At 59.4% G+C, this 17634-nt stretch carries 16 protein-coding genes and 2 pseudogenes; 6 read left to right on the top strand and 12 right to left on the bottom strand.

The features are described from left to right. Window positions 1-269 precede the first annotated feature (269 nt). Window positions 270-2108 (top strand): dihydroxy-acid dehydratase, encoded by a 1839-nt coding sequence (gene ilvD / locus AB4Z52_RS30175; RefSeq protein WP_442221556.1) that lies wholly within the window; start codon window positions 270-272, stop codon window positions 2106-2108. 129 nt (window positions 2109-2237) lie between these two features. Here ilvD and AB4Z52_RS30170 read toward each other — a convergent pair whose 3' ends face one another. Next, window positions 2238-2579, bottom strand: coding sequence for a lysozyme inhibitor LprI family protein (locus tag AB4Z52_RS30170; protein WP_442221579.1), 342 nt, complete (start codon window positions 2577-2579; stop codon window positions 2238-2240). A 302-nt stretch (window positions 2580-2881) separates the two neighbouring features. Here AB4Z52_RS30170 and AB4Z52_RS30165 point away from each other — a divergent pair, with 302 nt between their 5' ends. Both AB4Z52_RS30165 and AB4Z52_RS30160 read left to right on the top strand, forming a co-directional pair. Further along, window positions 2882-4282, top strand: coding sequence for a DegQ family serine endoprotease (locus AB4Z52_RS30165; RefSeq protein ID WP_442221555.1), 1401 nt, complete (start codon window positions 2882-2884; stop codon window positions 4280-4282). Continuing rightward, entirely contained in the window at window positions 4279-5589 is a 1311-nt protein-coding gene (locus tag AB4Z52_RS30160) for a replication-associated recombination protein A (RefSeq protein WP_442221554.1), read from the top strand. The genes AB4Z52_RS30165 and AB4Z52_RS30160 overlap by 4 nt, the downstream gene beginning before the upstream one ends. Window positions 5590-5627: 38 nt before the next feature. Here AB4Z52_RS30160 and AB4Z52_RS30155 read toward each other — a convergent pair whose 3' ends face one another. The 6 genes from AB4Z52_RS30155 to AB4Z52_RS30130 all read right to left on the bottom strand — a co-directional run bounded on the left by AB4Z52_RS30155 (window position 5628) and on the right by AB4Z52_RS30130 (window position 8477). Next, complete coding sequence (locus AB4Z52_RS30155; protein WP_442221553.1) at window positions 5628-5939, bottom strand: DUF1883 domain-containing protein; 312 nt, start codon at window positions 5937-5939, stop codon at window positions 5628-5630. Window positions 5940-6038: 99 nt separating this feature from the next. After that, window positions 6039-6305 (bottom strand): hypothetical protein, encoded by a 267-nt coding sequence (locus AB4Z52_RS30150; protein ID WP_442221552.1) that lies wholly within the window; start codon window positions 6303-6305, stop codon window positions 6039-6041. Between the two features lie 38 nt (window positions 6306-6343). Further along, window positions 6344-6535 carry a hypothetical protein gene (locus tag AB4Z52_RS30145; RefSeq protein WP_442221551.1) on the bottom strand — a complete coding sequence of 64 codons (192 nt, stop codon included), beginning with the start codon at window positions 6533-6535 and terminating at the stop codon, window positions 6344-6346. 125 nt (window positions 6536-6660) lie between these two features. Further along, complete coding sequence (gene dapA, locus AB4Z52_RS30140; RefSeq protein ID WP_442221550.1) at window positions 6661-7632, bottom strand: 4-hydroxy-tetrahydrodipicolinate synthase; 972 nt, start codon at window positions 7630-7632, stop codon at window positions 6661-6663. 16 nt (window positions 7633-7648) lie between these two features. Beyond that, window positions 7649-7843: a hypothetical protein gene (locus AB4Z52_RS30135; RefSeq protein ID WP_442221549.1), complete on the bottom strand. Its 195-nt coding sequence runs from the start codon at window positions 7841-7843 to the stop codon at window positions 7649-7651. Between the two features lie 142 nt (window positions 7844-7985). Beyond that, window positions 7986-8477, bottom strand: coding sequence for a histidine kinase (locus AB4Z52_RS30130; protein ID WP_442221548.1), 492 nt, complete (start codon window positions 8475-8477; stop codon window positions 7986-7988). A 402-nt stretch (window positions 8478-8879) separates the two neighbouring features. Here AB4Z52_RS30130 and AB4Z52_RS30125 point away from each other — a divergent pair, with 402 nt between their 5' ends. Beyond that, window positions 8880-11030: a mechanosensitive ion channel family protein gene (locus AB4Z52_RS30125; protein WP_442221547.1), complete on the top strand. Its 2151-nt coding sequence runs from the start codon at window positions 8880-8882 to the stop codon at window positions 11028-11030. Window positions 11031-11113: 83 nt separating this feature from the next. Here AB4Z52_RS30125 and AB4Z52_RS30120 read toward each other — a convergent pair whose 3' ends face one another. The 4 genes and pseudogenes from AB4Z52_RS30120 to AB4Z52_RS30105 all read right to left on the bottom strand — a co-directional run bounded on the left by AB4Z52_RS30120 (window position 11114) and on the right by AB4Z52_RS30105 (window position 14649). After that, window positions 11114-11257: a hypothetical protein gene (locus AB4Z52_RS30120; RefSeq protein WP_442221546.1), complete on the bottom strand. Its 144-nt coding sequence runs from the start codon at window positions 11255-11257 to the stop codon at window positions 11114-11116. A gap of 79 nt (window positions 11258-11336) precedes the next feature. Further along, window positions 11337-12362 carry a ketopantoate reductase family protein gene (locus tag AB4Z52_RS30115; RefSeq protein WP_442221545.1) on the bottom strand — a complete coding sequence of 342 codons (1026 nt, stop codon included), beginning with the start codon at window positions 12360-12362 and terminating at the stop codon, window positions 11337-11339. Between the two features lie 153 nt (window positions 12363-12515). Next, complete coding sequence (locus AB4Z52_RS30110) at window positions 12516-12821, bottom strand: hypothetical protein (RefSeq protein ID WP_442221544.1); 306 nt, start codon at window positions 12819-12821, stop codon at window positions 12516-12518. A gap of 401 nt (window positions 12822-13222) precedes the next feature. Beyond that, window positions 13223-14649: pseudogene (locus AB4Z52_RS30105) on the bottom strand (IS1182 family transposase). 61 nt (window positions 14650-14710) lie between these two features. Here AB4Z52_RS30105 and AB4Z52_RS30100 point away from each other — a divergent pair. Next, a complete protein-coding gene (locus tag AB4Z52_RS30100) occupies window positions 14711-15073 on the top strand; it encodes a VOC family protein (RefSeq protein ID WP_442221543.1) in 363 nt (120 codons plus the stop codon). A 294-nt stretch (window positions 15074-15367) separates the two neighbouring features. Here AB4Z52_RS30100 and AB4Z52_RS30095 read toward each other — a convergent pair. Beyond that, a pseudogene (locus AB4Z52_RS30095) lies at window positions 15368-16847 on the bottom strand (diguanylate cyclase domain-containing protein). Between the two features lie 403 nt (window positions 16848-17250). On the opposite strand from AB4Z52_RS30095, the gene AB4Z52_RS30090 reads away from it, so the two are divergent. Further along, window positions 17251-17589, top strand: a complete 339-nt coding sequence (locus tag AB4Z52_RS30090) for a YnfA family protein (RefSeq protein ID WP_442221542.1) — start codon at window positions 17251-17253, stop codon at window positions 17587-17589. Window positions 17590-17634: the final 45 nt, after the last annotated feature.

Below are 17634 nucleotides of genomic sequence, written 5' to 3'. Positions count from 1 at the left end.
ATCAACGGATCAGAATAGAAAAGCTACGCCATCGGTTATATGCAACCTGTGATAACGGAGTGGTTGGCGCAAATCTGCACCTATGCAAGGACCTGCGTGCCGTCTCCCCACCCACTACCCTTGCGGCGTACCGGATTCGGCCTACCTGATAGTGACAGCCCGGCGCGATTGGATTAGGACAATCCTTAAAAAGAGACGCTGTCCTTCCGCCCTCGGAATAGGTCCGCCGCAGGCAGCGCCCGAATAATCAAGACGTCGAGGAAGACACCATGCCAGACTATCGTTCCAGAACCACGACCCATGGCCGCAACATGGCAGGCGCGCGCGGCCTTTGGCGCGCGACGGGTATGAAGGACAGCGATTTCGGCAAGCCGATCATTGCGGTGGTGAACTCGTTCACGCAGTTTGTCCCGGGCCATGTCCATTTGAAGGACCTCGGCCAGCTCGTGGCGCGCGAGATCGAGGCTGCCGGCGGCGTCGCCAAGGAATTCAACACCATCGCGGTCGACGACGGCATCGCCATGGGCCACGACGGCATGCTTTATTCGTTGCCTTCGCGCGAACTGATCGCCGACAGCGTCGAATATATGGTCAATGCCCATTGCGCCGATGCCATGGTCTGCATCTCGAACTGCGACAAGATCACGCCTGGCATGCTGATGGCCTCGTTGCGTCTCAATATCCCGACGGTCTTCGTGTCCGGCGGTCCGATGGAGGCCGGCAAGATCGTCATGCACGGCAAGAAAGTCGCGCTCGATCTGGTCGATGCGATGGTCGCGGCCGCAGATGACAAGATCACCGACGAGGACGTCGCGGTCATCGAGCGTTCGGCCTGCCCGACTTGCGGCTCCTGCTCCGGCATGTTCACAGCCAATTCCATGAACTGTCTGACGGAAGCCCTCGGCCTGTCGCTACCCGGCAACGGCTCGACGCTTGCCACCCATTCGGACCGCAAGGAGCTGTTCCTCGAGGCCGGCCGTCGGATCGTGGCGCTCGCGAAACGCTACTACGAAAATGACGACGTAACGGCATTGCCCCGTACGATTGCCAGCAAGGGCGCCTTCGAAAATGCCATGGCGCTCGACATCGCCATGGGTGGATCGACCAACACCGTCCTTCATATTTTGGCGGCTGCTCACGAAGGCGAGGTCGATTTCACCATGGACGATATCGATCGGCTGTCGCGGCGGGTTCCCTGCCTCTCCAAGGTTGCGCCGGCCAAGGCTGACGTTCATATGGAGGACGTGCATCGGGCCGGCGGCATCATGGCGATCCTTGGCGAGTTGAACCGCGCCGGCCTGCTCAACGCTGATCTGCCGACAGTCCATGCCCCGACGCTCGGCGATGCCCTGGCACTCTGGGACATCGCCGTCACCGACAACAAGGCGGCGCTCGACCTCTTCAGCGCGGCACCGGGCGGCATCCCGACCCAGGTTGCCTTTAGCCAGAGCGCGCGCTGGGAAGAATTGGACCTCGACCGCGAACATGGCGTCATCCGCGATGCGCAGCATCCATTCTCCAAGGACGGCGGCCTAGCGGTTCTCAAGGGTAACCTCGCGCTGAACGGCTGCATCGTCAAGACGGCGGGCGTCGATGAAAGCATCCTGAAATTCTCCGGCCCGGCGCGTGTTTTCGAAAGCCAGGACTCGTCGGTCAAGGCGATCCTTGCCAATGAGATCAAGGCTGGCGACGTCGTCGTCATCCGCTATGAAGGACCCAAGGGCGGCCCCGGCATGCAGGAGATGCTTTATCCGACCAGCTATTTGAAGTCGAAGGGCCTCGGCAAGGCATGCGCGCTGATCACCGACGGCCGGTTCTCCGGCGGCACGTCAGGCCTGTCCATCGGTCACGCCTCGCCGGAAGCGGCCAACGGCGGCACCATCGGCCTGGTACGGGAAGGGGACATGATCGACATCGACATCCCCAACCGGACGATCAGCCTGCGCGTCGACGACGAGGAACTGTCGATCCGCCGCGCCGATCAGGACGCGATGGGCTGGCATCCCGCGGAAGTGCGCAAGCGCAACGTCACCACGGCGCTCAAGGCTTACGCCGCCTTTGCGACCAGCGCTGACCGTGGCGCGGTGAGGGATCTGACCGGCCGTTGATCTGTCTACCCTCCTTTTGATGGGGAGGGTCGGTCCGAAGGGTCAGGTGGGGAGATCTTTTGTGACAGCCAAAGCTCACCCCACTCGCGCGTTCCGCGCGACCTCCCCATCAAGGGGAGGGTAGGCAATTCACATCGGCCGGTTCAGATGCTTGTACGTCTCATCCAGCTGCTTCAACCTGACCTCATAGGATGTTTTCAGACAGGCAAGGTCAGCCCCGCATTCCTGCCGCTTCTTGAGCCATACTGTCTGTTCGTCCTGCAAGGTGCCGCGCGAGCCCATGGCCAGCAGCCCGGATAGGAGGTCGAAGGTGGTTACCATCTTGACGTCGGCATCGTTGAGCGATCTCGTGTCGCAAATCATCTTCTCGTCCGGCTGCAACGCTTTGCCATCGCAATCAAAGCTCGCGGCCCGGGCAGCACCTGATGGTCCCACGACCGGTATGGCTACGGTTGCCGCCAAGGCAGGCATTATCAAATAGCGAGCCACCGATGCTATTCTGTTGGTGAAAAGAAACATGCTTTCGCTCCAATTGGCTTGTTGCCGCAAAATGCGCCAGCAACAGAAGTGTTCGCCAGCCGCCTGTCGCTCGGAGACTGTGCAATAGACCTCGAACGGCTATGCGGAATCTAAATGCCCGAGCGCCCGCTTTAGTTCAAAGATCGCATCGGTAGACTGATCGTGGTTCTTGATCTTCCACGGTTCCGCCCTCTTTTCTTTCTAGCGTCTGACGCTAAAACAGTGCCCTCCACGACATTTCAAAGGGAATATGCATGCCAGGCTTGTTGATACGCGCCTCGATCTCGATACTCGCATTCGTCGCGGTCTTTCCTCTTTCGGCTGATGCGCAGACGGCCAAGGTCTTGCCTCAAAGCCAGATGGAAATGCAGCTGTCTTTCGCGCCGCTCGTCAAGCAGACGGCGGGTGCCGTCGTCAACGTCTATGCGGAGCGGGTGGTCCAGCAGCAGTCTCCTTTTGCCGGTGATCCCTTCTTCCAGCAATTCTTCGGCCAGCGCATGCCCAACCGCACCGAGAAGCAGTCCTCGCTCGGCTCGGGCGTCATCGTCGAGGCAAACGGAACCATCGTCACCAACAACCACGTCATCGACGGCGCGGACGATATCAAGGTCGCGCTTTCGGACGGTCGGGAGTTTCCGTGCAAGGTCGTGCTGAAGGATGAGCAGGTCGATCTCGCTGTGTTGAAGATCGATGTGAAGGAAGAATTTCCCGTGCTGCCGATCGGCGATTCCGACGCGGTAGAGGTGGGCGATCTCGTGCTGGCGATCGGCAATCCCTTCGGCGTCGGCCAGACGGTGACCTCGGGCATTGTCTCGGCGCTTGCCCGCAACCAGATCAAGAACCAAGTCGGCTTTTTCATCCAGACGGACGCCTCGATCAATCCCGGAAATTCCGGCGGCGCGCTGATCGACATGAAGGGCAACCTTATAGGTATCAACACCGCGATCTATTCGCAGAGCGGCGGCTCGAACGGCATAGGATTTGCGACGCCCGCCAATCTCGTCCGCGTCTTTCTGGCCGCCGCCGATCGCGGCGCCAAGACGTTCGACCGGCCCTATATCGGCGCCTCGTTCGAGCCGGTCACCTCGGAAGTGGCCGATGCGCTGGGCCTGAAGAAGGTGCGCGGCGCCCTCATCACCAAGGTCATGGAGGACGGTCCGGCGGCAAAGGCGGGCCTGAAGCCAGGTGAGGTAATCACCGCACTCAACAACATTCCGGTCGAGCACCCCGATGCGCTCGGCTATCGCCTGACGACGGCAGGCCTTGGCGCGACCGTGTCGCTGACGATCCTCGACAACGGCAAGGAACGCCAGGCATCGATGACACTTGCAAGCGCTCCGGAGACGCGGCCGCGTGAAGAAAAGGTCATCACCGGCAGCAATCCTTTCTCCGGCGCCACGGTCGCCAACCTTTCTCCACGGGTTGCCGACGAACTGCATATGCCGACCGATACGGTTGGCGTCGTCGTCGAGAACCTGAAAGGCAATTCCCCGGCCCAACGCCTCGGTTTTGCCCCCAAGGATATCATCATTTCCGTCAACGGCACCGTCATCACCACGACGCAGAATCTTGTGGCTGCCCTCAGCGGGGAGCCGGAAATCTGGCGCGTCGAAATCGAACGGGATGGCCAGCGGATAAGGCAATTCTTCCGATGAGCGATGACCTCTTCGCCCCCAAGATCCCGGAGGAGGTCGCGGCCAGGCGACCTCTCGCCGATCGCCTGCGCCCGCGTTCACTGTCCGAAGTGACCGGCCAGCCGCATCTGACGGGCGAAGACGGTGGGCTGCGTCGGATGATCGCGAGCGGGTCGCTCGGATCAATGATCTTCTGGGGCCCGCCGGGCACGGGCAAAACCACAGTGGCGCGACTTTTGTCCGGTGAGGCCGGGCTAGCCTTCGAGCAGATCTCGGCGATCTTTTCCGGCGTCGCGGACCTCAAGAAGATGTTCGAGACAGCCCGCATGCGACGAATGGACGGCCGCCAGACGCTGCTCTTCGTCGACGAAATCCATCGTTTCAACCGCGCCCAACAGGATAGTTTCCTGCCGGTCATGGAGGATGGCACCGTGATCCTCGTCGGCGCGACGACCGAGAACCCGTCGTTCGAACTCAACGCAGCCCTTTTGTCGCGGGCCCGCGTTCTGACTTTCAAGGCCCACGACGAAGAGAGCCTCGAGGAGCTGCTGACCCGCGCGGAGACTGTCGAAGGCAAGCCGCTGCCATTGAGCGACGACGCAAGGGCGAGCCTGATCCGCATGGCGGATGGTGACGGTCGGGCCGTCCTGACGCTTGCCGAGGAAGTCTGGCGAGCTGCCCGCAAGGACGAGACGTTTGACACGGAAGCCTTGACGCAGATAGTCCAGCGCCGCGCACCGGTCTACGACAAGGCGCAGGACGGTCACTACAATCTGATATCCGCGCTTCACAAGTCGGTACGCGGCTCTGATCCCGATGCCGCCCTTTATTATCTCGCCCGGATGTTCGATGCCGGCGAGGACCCGCTTTATCTCGGCCGCCGTCTTGTGCGAATGGCGATCGAAGATATTGGTCTTGCCGATCCGCAGGCGCTGGTGGTCTGCAACGCAGCCAAGGACGCCTATGATTATCTCGGCTCGCCGGAGGGGGAGTTGGCGTTCGCGCAGGCCTGCGTCTATCTGGCGACCGCGCCGAAGTCCAACGCAGTCTACACCGCGTTCAAGGCAGCGACGCGCGCGGCCAAGGAAAACGGTTCGCTTCTGCCGCCGAAGCATATTCTCAATGCGCCGACCAAGCTGATGAAGGGCGAGGGCTACGGCGACGGCTATCGCTATGATCACGATGAGCCGGACGCCTTTTCAGGCCAGGACTATTTCCCGGAGAAAATGGGTCGCCAGACGTTTTACGATCCGCCGGAGCGCGGGTTTGAACGGGATATCAGGAAGCGGCTGGAGTGGTGGGCCAAGCTGCGGAAGGAACGCGGCTGACATATGCCGGAGAGGCCGGTGCCCCGAGGCAGATGCCCTCAGGACGCCTTCTGAATCCGTGGCGGCACGGACTTCCCGATCATTTTGACACTCGACTCGACCTGGCCATTATGGCCTTCCATGTCGACGACGACATGCCAGTGGCCGCTCTCCGGCACGGTGAGCCGGATTGGCGATTTCTTTGCGACGCCGCCGACGAACTGATGCTTCAGCGTCTCCGTGAAACGCAGGAAGTTTGTCGCGTTCATCAGTCGGACGTTGGCGACGGCAGACAGCTTGATCTCGATGACAGTCCCGGCGCGCTGCTCCTGCAGATCGTAGTGGCTGTAGCGGAATGCTGGCTTCGACATTGCACTCTCTGGCTTTGATGTAGCGGAGCTGCATCTTACCAAGGCCGCGGTTAAGGAAGCGTTTGGCCGAGTTTCCGAGCGAATATCGAAGCGAGCGACTTAATGCAGGTTCGCGGCAATAGGTGCCGCGCAATCGAGATCGAGTGTGACGCCTTCGGGCGCGCGGCAGATGTCGGCCGGATTGCGGTTGCATTCCTCGGCGGCGAAGTGAAGGGCCGCTGCTTCATTGGCGAACAGGCCGCCAACCAGGCCCTGCCTGTCCTGTACGATCCATCCGCCATGTCCATCGCGGCCGACGATGAAGCGGGCCGGCGCTGCGACGGTGGCAAGGGAAGAGCGGCGTTGGAATTGCTGTGTATTCGGCATGGTGGTTATTGTCCTCAAAATCATCTGACGAAGCTCGATCAGCGCCCGAACCAGTGCATCAGCAGCTGGATGAGGCCCGCCGTGGCAAAGACGAAAGCCAGGCGCGGCGCGACTGCACTGGTGCCTGAGCGCAGAGAATGAGGGTGGTCTGGATGATTTCTGGCAATGGCTATCGCCCGCCTGGTTTGGAGTGGTTCGGGGGAAGGCTCGTAAGCGGTAAGACGCGGCATTGCATATTCCTTTCAGTGCATCACCGGCACCTGGTCGAACGATGTGACGCTGGTGTCTTGTGCAGAAATCTATGCATGGTCGGATAGCGTTTCCATTCGGCGGGTCGGCAAAAAATATAAAAATGTCATAGGGATAGGTGGCGCCTGGCCAATTCGGGGATGAACGCCGTCGCAAAATGTCTCTCATCGGTGATATGAGCCGACGTCAGGGCGCTGAGGATCATTGCCTCGGTCGCAGGATCGATGCCGACAAGTGGCAGGCGAACATCCGCACCCATTCCTCGCACGATACTGAGCGCATGCTTGACCACCGCCGGTTCGCACTCGCGCGACAGCGCCTGGAACAGGGGGCGCAGCCGTTCGCCGAGGATAGATACCGCCGATAGATTGCCGGCGGTCGCGGCATGCTGCATGGCGCAGAACAGCCGCGGGACGACGTTTGCAGCCGTGGAAATAGTGCCCTGCGCGCCGGCAAGGGTCGACGCTGCTGCCGTCAGATCATGGGCGGAAAACCAGGCGATATTGCCGGGCAGCTCAGATCGCCACGCGGCGATGCGGCTGATGTCTCCTGTTCCGTCGGCAATGCCTATGACTGACGGTATCGCCGCAAGGGATTGCAGCGTCTCGAGCGTCAGATCGACTGCCGTATGGGACGGCAGATTGTGGACGATCAGCGGCAGGCTCGTGCTGGCGGCAAGCAGTTCGAAATGATGGATGATGCCCTGCTGCGTCGGTTTGGAATAATAGGGCAGGGTGACGAGCGCCGCGTCCGCGCCCAGCTCCGCTGCCTCCTGCGTTTCCTCGATCGTTGTCGCGGTAGAATTGGTACCGCTGGCCACGATGACCGGCACCTTGCCGCCAGCCGCTTCGACGCAGACGGCGATTACGCGAGCCCGTTCCGCCATGGTCAGCACGTCGCCTTCACCGGCGATGCCGCACGCCATCAGGCCATCGATGCCGTTTTCGATCTGCCACTCGACGTACGCCACGAGCGCGGCCAGATCGAGCTCGCCGCTTTCGAACGGCGTCACAAGCGAAGAAATTGCGCCGCCGATCCGCCGGATCGGCAGGTTGCCTCCCAGATAGGTTGTCATCATCGGACAGGGGCCGCGCTCAGAGATACGACAGAATGATGTAGAGCTCGAGGCTGCCGAGCGCGACGCCGAACATCATCATGATGCAGGCCGTGCGTCGCTCGCGCATCTGGCGGTCGCGTGAGCGCCTGTGGGCAGGTACCGGCAGGGCTCGGCCGCTCCGGCTGAGGGCCTGGATGGATTGCGAACGTTCCGGCGTCATCGAATGGAGCACGGCATCACCTCTTCAGTAGATGAGAGAGGCTACTGCCGGCGCGGATAGGAAATCCATTCCTGGCAAGAGTCGAAAAAATAGGAAAAATATAAAGGCCGCGAGCGCTAACGCCCGCGACCTCCAAACGTCGAGATGAGGTATCTCAGCTGGCTGCCTTGAGGGAGCTGATGATCGCCTGCAGTTCTGCCCCGTGCTTTTCCTGCGTGCCCTTCGAACCCCAATAGGTGATGACCAGAAGCTTGTTGGCGCTTGGCGCGAGCAGGGACAGGCCGACATTGACGCCACCGTCGCTGTCGGTGCCATCCCAGTCGAAATTGGTCATGCTCATGCCGTTGACCATTTCGTCCGATTTCTTCTGCGTCGAACCGTCGATCTTGACACCATTCTTTTCGAGATAAGCAATTGCGTCGTCGATGACCTTGTCAGTGGTCTTCGCGTCAGCGACATCGATCGAAATATAGATCGCCGAATCGTCCGACGTCGCGTCGATGCCGGTTTCCGTCTCTTTGGGACCCCAGCTATCCGGAATGGTGATCGAGGCAACCGGCTCATCGCTTGGGAATTTCAGGGTGGCGGCGTATGATACCGCCGGAAGAAATGCGGCGATCAGAGTTGCCAGGACTAGGTTTTTCATACAATTCACCTTTGGGTAGGGCCTCGGCTCGGCAAGCGCCCGGAATGCGGGGAAGGGGTTGGCGACCTGGACGATAGTGCAGCCTTCCGTGTAACGCTCGCCCGGGCCGGATTGGCTTGGCGACGATCGTCTTGTTAGGCCGCCGCAGCTCTATCCCGGCAGAAGCAATCATTATCCAGTAACGCTGAATAAATTTCTAAATCAGAGATAAAAATTTCGGTGATGCCTGGCCTTTTCTGGGCCGATCCACCGCTCCGGTGCTCCGGATGGCTTCGACCGCAAGTGGGTCGAGAAGTTCGGCAGCGTTCAGGGGTAAAATGATGCCGCGCAAGAATAAGTTGTTGCGGAGTGTCGCAAAAAAATGCGCATAATGGGCTATCAATTGGTGTGGGGTGGTATGCAATGAGATACGTCGATTTCAGGGTTGTTTTGGGAAGGCTGTGGGTCATTGCAGCTGCAACGTTGATGGTTATTGCATTCAGTGGGGACATCGCTTCCGCTCAACAGTCGCCGGCACCCGACGCTACCCAGAAGAAGATCGACCAGCTGACAAAGCTGCTTGAGGATCCCGACATTCGTGCCTTGCTGGCGTCGCGATCGACCGCGCCGCCGGACACGGAAATGACCAACATGTCTGCCAGCGATTTGACCAGCCGGCTAAACGCGGTTCAAGAGCATCTCTTTGCCGTCAGGCAGGCAATCCCGCTTATCCCGTCCGAGTTCGCGCGGGCCGTCGAGACCACCAAGGCAGGCGTGGACGGTCGCCGCCCCATTGGCGTATTCCTGTTCTTTTGTCTGCTGGTCGCAATCGGCCTTGCCGCAGAATGGTTCTTCGGCCGTATCCTCAGGCGCCTCTTTGCCCGCCGGCCGGCCGCGCAGCAGGACGGAGCCCCGGTAAACGGCTTTCACCTGCTCGGCCACCACCTCTTTGTCCAAATTGCCCCACTGGTCGTGTTCGGCCTTGCCAGCGTCGGCCTGTTCCTGAGCTTCAGCTGGCCGCCGCTCCTTAGCAGGTTGATCGTTCCGACGCTGCTCGGCCTGATCGCCGGCCGGGTCATCATCCGCCTCAGCAAGGTACTGCTCGCCCCATACGCTGACGCAACCGGCTTGCAGCCGTTCCGTCTCGTGCCGATCGATGACCATGCGGCCAGGTTCTGGTTCACGCGCGTCATCGTTTTCACCTTCATCTATGTGGCAGGTTGGGCCGCCGATGGTATCATGGGCGCTCTGGGCTTCCTGCCGCCGGTTCAAGCAGCCCTTGACTATCTGTTTGGCATCGTCCTGCTGCTTGCCGCCATCGAAATCGTCTGGAACCGTCCGCGCCCGGCCGAGCGTCCCCATCGCGGCGTCCTCCATTGGCTGCTGATCTTCTGGTTCTGCGTACTTTGGGTGCTTTGGGTCACAGGCCTTGCGATCACGCTGTTGCTTGGCATCTACTTGGTCCTGGTGCCGGCGACATTGAAGCTAACGACGTCAATCATCCGAAATGCCTTCGGCAGAGGAGATCCGGGATCTCCGTCAGGCCGCACGATCTACGAGGTCCTCGTCGAAAGGGGGGTCAGGGCGGCCGTCATCGCGGTCGCCGTGTCCTGGGTCGTTCTCGTCATGCGTTTACACCCCATCCCGATGATGCAGGAGGATACGGTCGCCAGGGTCATTCGCGGTGTTTTGGGCGGTGTCGTCATCCTACTGGTCGCCGATGTGCTCTGGCAGATGGTCAAGGCCTTCATCAATCATCGGCTGGAGGTAGCAAGCCATGTGGAAGGCGATGCTGCCACCATGGCGAGAAGCGGCCGGCTTCTGACTTTGTTGCCGATCTTTCGCAATTTCCTCGCCGTGCTGATCGGCGCCATCGCCATCATGATGGCGCTTTCCGGGCTCGGTGTCGAAGTCGGGCCGCTGATCGCCGGCGCCGGAATTTTCGGCGTCGCCATCGGCTTCGGTTCGCAAACGCTGGTCAAGGACGTGATCAGCGGCATCTTCTACATGATGGACGATGCCTTCCGTGTCGGCGAATATATCCAGAGCGGCAGCTACAAGGGCACCGTCGAATCCTTCAGCATCCGCTCCGTCAAGCTGCGTCACCACCGGGGGCCGATTTTCACTGTGCCGTTCGGCGTCCTCGGTGCCGTCCAGAACATGTCGCGCGACTGGGTGATCGACAAGTTCCTGATATCCGTCGGCTACCAGACCGACATCGTCCTCGTTAAGAAGCTCGTAAAGGGAGTAGGGGCGACACTGCTGGAGGATCCGGAACTGGGCCCGATGATCATCGAGACCGTCAAGATGAAGGGCGTCGAACAGTTCGGCGACTATGGCATCAACCTGAGCTTCGCATTCATGACCAAGCCCGGCCATCAATCGGGCGTTCGCCGCCGCGCCTATGCGATGATCCGCGAAGCCTTTGTGGCCAACGGTATCGTCTTCGCATCTCCAACGGTCCAGGTCGCCAACGAAGAACACGCGGCCGTGGTCGCAGCGGCGACGACGAACAACATTATCGCCATGAAGAAGGCGGCGGCGGAAAGCGCCGAAGGCGCTGGAGGCGCCTGAGGGAAAATGGCCCAATATGCGATTTCCGGCGCAGGTCAGCACCACGGCCTGTGATCGTCGTGGTCGCTGGTCGGCTTAGCCAATCAATTCGATGCAGTGTCGCCGTTGCCTATGACCTTGGAAGCCTCGATGGTCGGTGAACTATCGCCCGTGATCTTCGAAGCGAACAGGGCCCCGGCCGCTGCAATGATGACGAGGATGATCAAGCCGTATCGACGGAATTGCATGACGAATTCCTCCCTCTTCAACCCGGGGGAATTATCGGCCCAAATGCACAATTCCACAATATGCTAATATTGTATGGCGCTATGGCGTTCCCGCCCCGGATCGCTGGGTTTCCCGATCAAGCTGTGTCACTAACGCCAGGATCGTCTCAGACGTCGGCGTCGGCACCTTTGTCAGGCGGCCGAGCGACACCACCATGCCGACGAGCGGCGTAATCTCAAGCGACTTTCCGGCCAGAAGGTCCTGCAGCATGGACGTGCGAACCGGCCCGATCGCCTTCGATTGCTCAACGCGTTCCGCGATGGAAAGGGCGAATTTCGCGCCCAGAGCCTCGCCGACGGACCGCACCTCGGTCATGACCTGCGCCACCATTTTCGAAAGGCCCGGATCGAACATGATATCCGTCATCAGAGCCCGGGTGAGGGCACTGATCGGATTGAACGCCGCATTGCCGAGAAGCTTGTTCCAGATCTCGTTGCGGATATTCGGCGATATGGTGTTGTTGACGCCGGCCTCCATCAACAGCGCGGAGATCGCTGCGATATCCGCAGTGTGTTCGTCCGACGGCTCGCCGAGGACATAGCGCCCGTTATTGCTGAGCTGGATTGAGCCGGGATTGATGACCTCGGCGCCCTGATAGGCAACACAGCCGATCACCCGCTCCGGCCCCAGCTGCCGCCAGAGGACGCTACCCGGATCGAGTTCTTCAAATTGGGTTTCGGCGTGGCTGCTTTGCCGGTCCCGATGAAAATACCACCACGGTATGCCGTTGAGGATCATCATCACGCGCGTTCCCGGATGCAGCAAGGCGGCAATACCGGAAGCGGCGGCGGCGAGTTGATGTCCCTTCAGCCCCGTGATGACGAGATCTTGCGGCGGCAGTTCGCGCGCATCGTCGGTTGCGGTGATCCTGGCCGTGACCGGGCTCGAAGCGCCAGCTTCCCAGACACGAAGACCTTGCGCACGGATGCTCTCAAGGTGCGCGCCGCGGGCAACGACCGAGATCTGAACCCGTTCGCCCAAGCCCATAGCCAGCTTCACCGCGATGGAGCCGCCAAGCGCACCGGCGCCGTAGATGCAGACATTCTTGATTGCATGCGCTTCCATCACCTGGTCTCCGCCTTCGATCCCCGCGACGATAGAGGTAGCATGGGATGGCAATTTGGCCAGGGGTTTCCTGCCCTTCCTCTAAAATGAGAAAGAGCGGCGGCACGCCGCAATGCTTGGAGGGTTATGAGGGACAATCATTGCCGGTAGCGGTCACCTGTCGTCGTCGTCCGACGAGGGAACACAGTTGCTGACCGGGCAGCTGTTGCTGTCTTTCGTTGGGATATAGGTTCTGTCGGCGTAAAATCCGGTGTCACATAATGCGCTGTCGGAAACGAAGCGGTCATATATCGGCAAATTGTTCCGGCCGGTATATCGCAAGATCACCGCGCGCTCGCGACCTACGAGTGCACGCGCCTGCGAACACGTGTAGGACATCGAGTTATATCGGTTGATCGCCAGCGCCGGCGTTGTCATGGCCGAAACGGCCAGCAGTCCAAGGAGAACGATCTTCTTCATCGCGAAGTCCTCATGTTGGTCCTGACGACAGATCTAGGGCAAGCGCGACGTTCTGCAACTGTGGATGGATAGATTGAGCCGCACGCGATTGTGATCTGGTGGGGTGAGCGGCTCACGGCGACCAATCCCGGCGAGATGTCTTTGCAATGTCTACTAACGCAAATCGGCCCGGAACATTCCGGGCCGATCCGTTGCTAGTATGGTAATTTAGTGCGTGGGCGCGTCACAAAAGTCAGGCAGAGCGTCCAAAAACTCGTCGGATAGCTGATTATCCGGCATCTTTCGGCGCGCCGCACGATACGAATCCAGGAACTCCTATTGTCCACCCGGATATAGCGCATCGAGGTATTTAGGGGATATAGCGCCCATTTTTGCTTCAAAAATGTGCGAATGGCGGCCGTTCACGTCCGAACAGCGGCGAGAAGGCCGGGAACGCCGACGAGTGTGATGGCTCTTCGGATGTTATAGGCGAGCGCCGTCAGGCTGAACTCGCCCCGAACGTTTTCCAGCCGTCGCATCAGGAACGCACCCTGATACATCCATTGCTTGATCGTGCCGAACGGATGCTTGACGCTTTCGCGCCGCCGGTCGAGAACGTCAAGTCGCGCCGCCAACCGTGCTGCCACGCGATCAAGGGCGGCCTCGTTCTCAAGTCGCGAGACACGGCGATAGGGGTTGTTGGTGCAGCGTGGCTTGAGGGCGCAGCCCTTGCAGGCGTCCCTGTTGCAGTAGTCGAATTTCACGTTCTCGCGCGACTTGCTCTCGTAGCGTGACGAGAGAACCTGTTCGGCTGGGCAGATGTAGACGTTCTTGTCCGGATCGTAGCGGAACGCCTCCTTGGTGAAGAAGCCCTCGCGTGCGGCCGGTCCCCGGATCGGTTTGGGAACATTGGCGCTGATGCCGGCCTTCTCACAGGCCTCGATGTCCTCGATCTTGAAGTAGCCACGATCGGCGACCGCCTCGATTTTGTCAACGCCGAGCGTTTCCATGGCAGCTTCGACCGTCGTCGCCAACAGACCCATGTCGAGGACCTGGTTGCACACTTCCTGTTCGGCGATCAGCTTGTGCTTCACATCCACGGCGAGCTGGATGTTGTAGCCGACGCCGACCTTCGTCATGCGCGCCATGGCGCGAGCATCCGGATCGGTCAGCGAGATCTGGTCCTCGCCGGTCTTGTCCAATTCATACAGCAGCGCCTTGTAGCGATCGCGCTTGCCTTTGATGGCTGCGATCTTCTCCGACCAGAGCCATTGCCGTTACCCAGCTTCTCTTCGTCGGCATCGCTTTCATCGAGCCGCTTGATGTAATCGGCGAGCTTCTCGTCGGCCTCGCTGATGAACTTGGTCAGTGCGCCACGGGTGAAGTTGCGATCCTTGTTGTTGACCGGTTTGATCCGCGTGCCATCGACCGCCAGAAGCTCTTTCCCGAACAGATCGAGCTGGCGGCATAGGATCACGAACTCCCGGAACACCTGCCTGTATGCAGACCGGTTGATCCTGCGGAAGGCGGCGATGGTGCGGAAGTCCGGCTTCAGGTGGCGCAGAAGTCAGATCACCTCGATATTGCGATGGGCCTCCGCCTCCAGCCGGTGGCTCGACCGCACCCGATTGAGGTAACCGTAGATGTAAATTTTAAGCAGATCGGCAGGATCGTATCCAGGACGGCCAGTGTCTTTCGCCGCCACTCGTAGAAACCCGGCCGAAACAAGATCGAGACCATCGACAAAGGCCTCGATAAAACGAACCGGGTTGTCCGGTCCGACATAGTCGTCGACCGCTTCGGGCAGAAGCAACAATTGCGAGCGGTCTGTTCCTGAAAGATGTGCCATGGCAAAGTCTACCACGAGCATTGATGCAGGTGAATCGAACAGGCTGTAATCGGAGGATATTTTGCCACTTAATCGATTGATGATTTACGCGAGGAATGTTGAGGAGACCGCGCAGTTCTATGAGAGGCATTTCAGCTTCAAAGCCATGCAACTGCCCGGTGATCGTATCATCGAACTGATAGCGCAAGACGGTGGAGCAAATATAATGCTGCATGAAGCAGCCAAGGGACAACGAAGTGGCCAGTCCGTCATCAAACTGGTGTTCGACGTCAAGGATGTCGAAGCATTCCGCGTCCAGTGCGGCAAAGCCGGCCTGAAGTTCGGCCCAATCCATGAGGCCGACGGCTATCTATTCGCCAACGCAAAAGATCCATGCCAAAACTCAATCCAAGTTTCCAGCAGAGCTTTTCGGATCGACTGCTGAGGAGTTTTCAGAAGGTCTGCACGTTTTTGCCAAAAGCCAATTGGTTTCAATGAGCGATTTTCCTTGAACAGCATTTGTGTGTCACCTAGGCGCATTAGGATGTCAGAGATGACATTCCGGGCTCTGTTCAAGGCACAAAAAGACCCGCCGAAGCGGGTTGTTAGATCTTAGTAGCGAAATGGGTTAAAGCCCGAGGTCGGCTTTTCGATAGACGCGTTCTATGCCGCCGAAGTCGAAGACGGGGAGCACGCCTGCAACGCGTCGCTCGGTCTTTTCCCAGTTTGATCGTCCGCGTCAGGCGGCAGATTCAGACACGCCATCGCGCCCGAAATTGGCGTCGGCTTTGTTGCGTGATGCGTAATAAGCTCTCTTCTGCTCATACATGCAGGCGTCAGCGCGCTTGACCACACTCTCCATCGTTTCAACCGGCTCGCTCGTGGCAATGCCAATAGACACGCTGAGGGGAGAACTGGAATAGAACTGATTGTTGATCTTTAGAAGCTCGTTGATCGTTTCAACCATGACGCTCGCGGCATGCCGGTCCGCCCCCGGCATCAATACTGCGAATTCATCGCCCCCGATTCGCGCGGCATGGTTCGGCTGTGACACGACACCATTGAGAACCTCGCCGAAGCGACGCAACAGCGCATCTCCGGCATCGTGGCCGATTTGATCGTTCGCGTCCTTCAAGCCGTTGAGATCCATCACAATTGCTGAAACAGGCCGGAGTGACTTTCTCTCAAGCCGGTTCAATTCATCCATGTAGAAGGCACGATTGTGTAGCCTGGTCAGTACGTCGTGCTTGCCGAGATATTCGAGATAGGCCTCGGCCTTCTTGCGCGCAGTAATGTCGGTCAGCGCCACCTGAACACGAGACCAGTTACTCTCGTGCCCTGGGAAAACAGAGAAATGCAAGAGGATGTGGCGCTCGGAGCCATCGAGCGCATAGTTGACGACCTCTCGGTGGTGAAACAGATTGCCGTTCCAAAGTTCCATAAGCTGCTCGCGAAAGGGCTTTTCCATATCGCCACGGAAAATATCGCCAAGACGTTGCAGGAGCGTATGGCGATCGGGTGCACAAAATAGCTCGAGCGTCGCCTGATTGACATCAATGACGCGGATCTCGCTCATGCATTGGCTGACGAATTCCGGATGCACATCCGTGAATGTGCGAAAGTCGACAATGCCACGGTCGCGGACCCCCTTCAAGGAGCGTCTTGATGGTGCTGAAGTCCTCGATCCACAGAGAGATCGGCGAGTGATCAAATATTCCCTCGGCGTATCGCCTGTTGTCGCTCTCCGCCCGCCTTGCTTCTTCGCGCGAGGTGACGTCTTATGTCGTCAGCAATAACCTCGCAAGAGAGCTTTCGTAGCCAGGCAGCACGGCCCCGCGCAATTGGATGTCCAATCGTCGGTCGGACAGCGTATAGTTCACCGTGCTGCTCGAAAACTCGGTGTGGCCGTCCCACAGGTCGGCCAGTTCGTTGATGTGCGTATCTAGCATGTCGTCTCGAAAGACACTGGAGAGGTTGGCGGTCAAATGCGCGATATCGTCGGCTTCGAACAGCTCCAACGTTTTCCTATTCACCCGCAGGACACGGATGCGCTGCGAGCAATCGGCAGCGCGCGCAAGGTCCTGCTTTAGGAATTCCCGAATGTCCGCTATGCCGTCGAGACGCCACTGGTCGAACAGCGCTTTCACCCCGCTGAAATTCTCTATCCACATCGAGATCGGTGCCAGATCAAAGACGTCGGATTCGAACGCATTGGTCATCTCGGATCCCGTGATTTGTGGTTGGATCGTTCAATATTCGTTTGCGGACAAACGAATGCTGAACCCAAGGATGCGGTATCCTTAGGCCGAACCGGTAAACTATAGATTGACACGGCGAGAGCCTTGCTGCTGATCGGCCTCGGAGTGAAGTCGCTGGGGGCTTAAGCGCCTGCGTGCTCGCATAGCCAGCAGTGCCGGGACTGGCAAGGCAAGACTTCGCGTCGTGGTATTCGCCAGCCTTAAGATCCTGACCGACATGGAGAGGGTGCTGCAGAAGCCCTCTTGGGGACGATGCCGGGCTGGATGATCGCGCTGACGACAGGAATATGAAAGGCGACGTAGCCAGATCGTCGAATCCATGCAACCACTTCGTTTGTGACGTTGACTTAACGAGCGAGTTTCGATGCCTGTCTACCTTTCCACCGGGTTGATCTTTGCGACCGCCGCGGTCTGCGAGATCGCCGGATGCTTCAGCTTCTGGGCCTGGCGTCGGACGGCACACTCCATCTACTGGCTTGCGCCGGGGCTCTTTGCGCTCGTCGTGTTTGCCTATCTGCTGACGCTGATCCCAAGCGAGGTAGCCGGACGAGCGTATGCGGCCTATGGCGGCATATACATCGTGGCGTCGCTGCTGTGGCTCTGGGCAGTCGAAGGTCAACAACTGGACAGGTGGGACTTGTCGGGCTCGGCATCGGCGCTGATCGCATCCGCAATTATCCTCTTCGCTCCGCGTGGTATCTGAGACCCTTGTAGAGTACTTAGCGATGCTTTGCAGGCAGCTCGGCTG

Source organism: Rhizobium sp. 2YAF20, from assembly GCF_052114685.1.
Lineage (GTDB): Bacteria > Pseudomonadota > Alphaproteobacteria > Rhizobiales > Rhizobiaceae > Rhizobium.
This window is presented reverse-complemented; position numbering and strand designations above follow the sequence as displayed.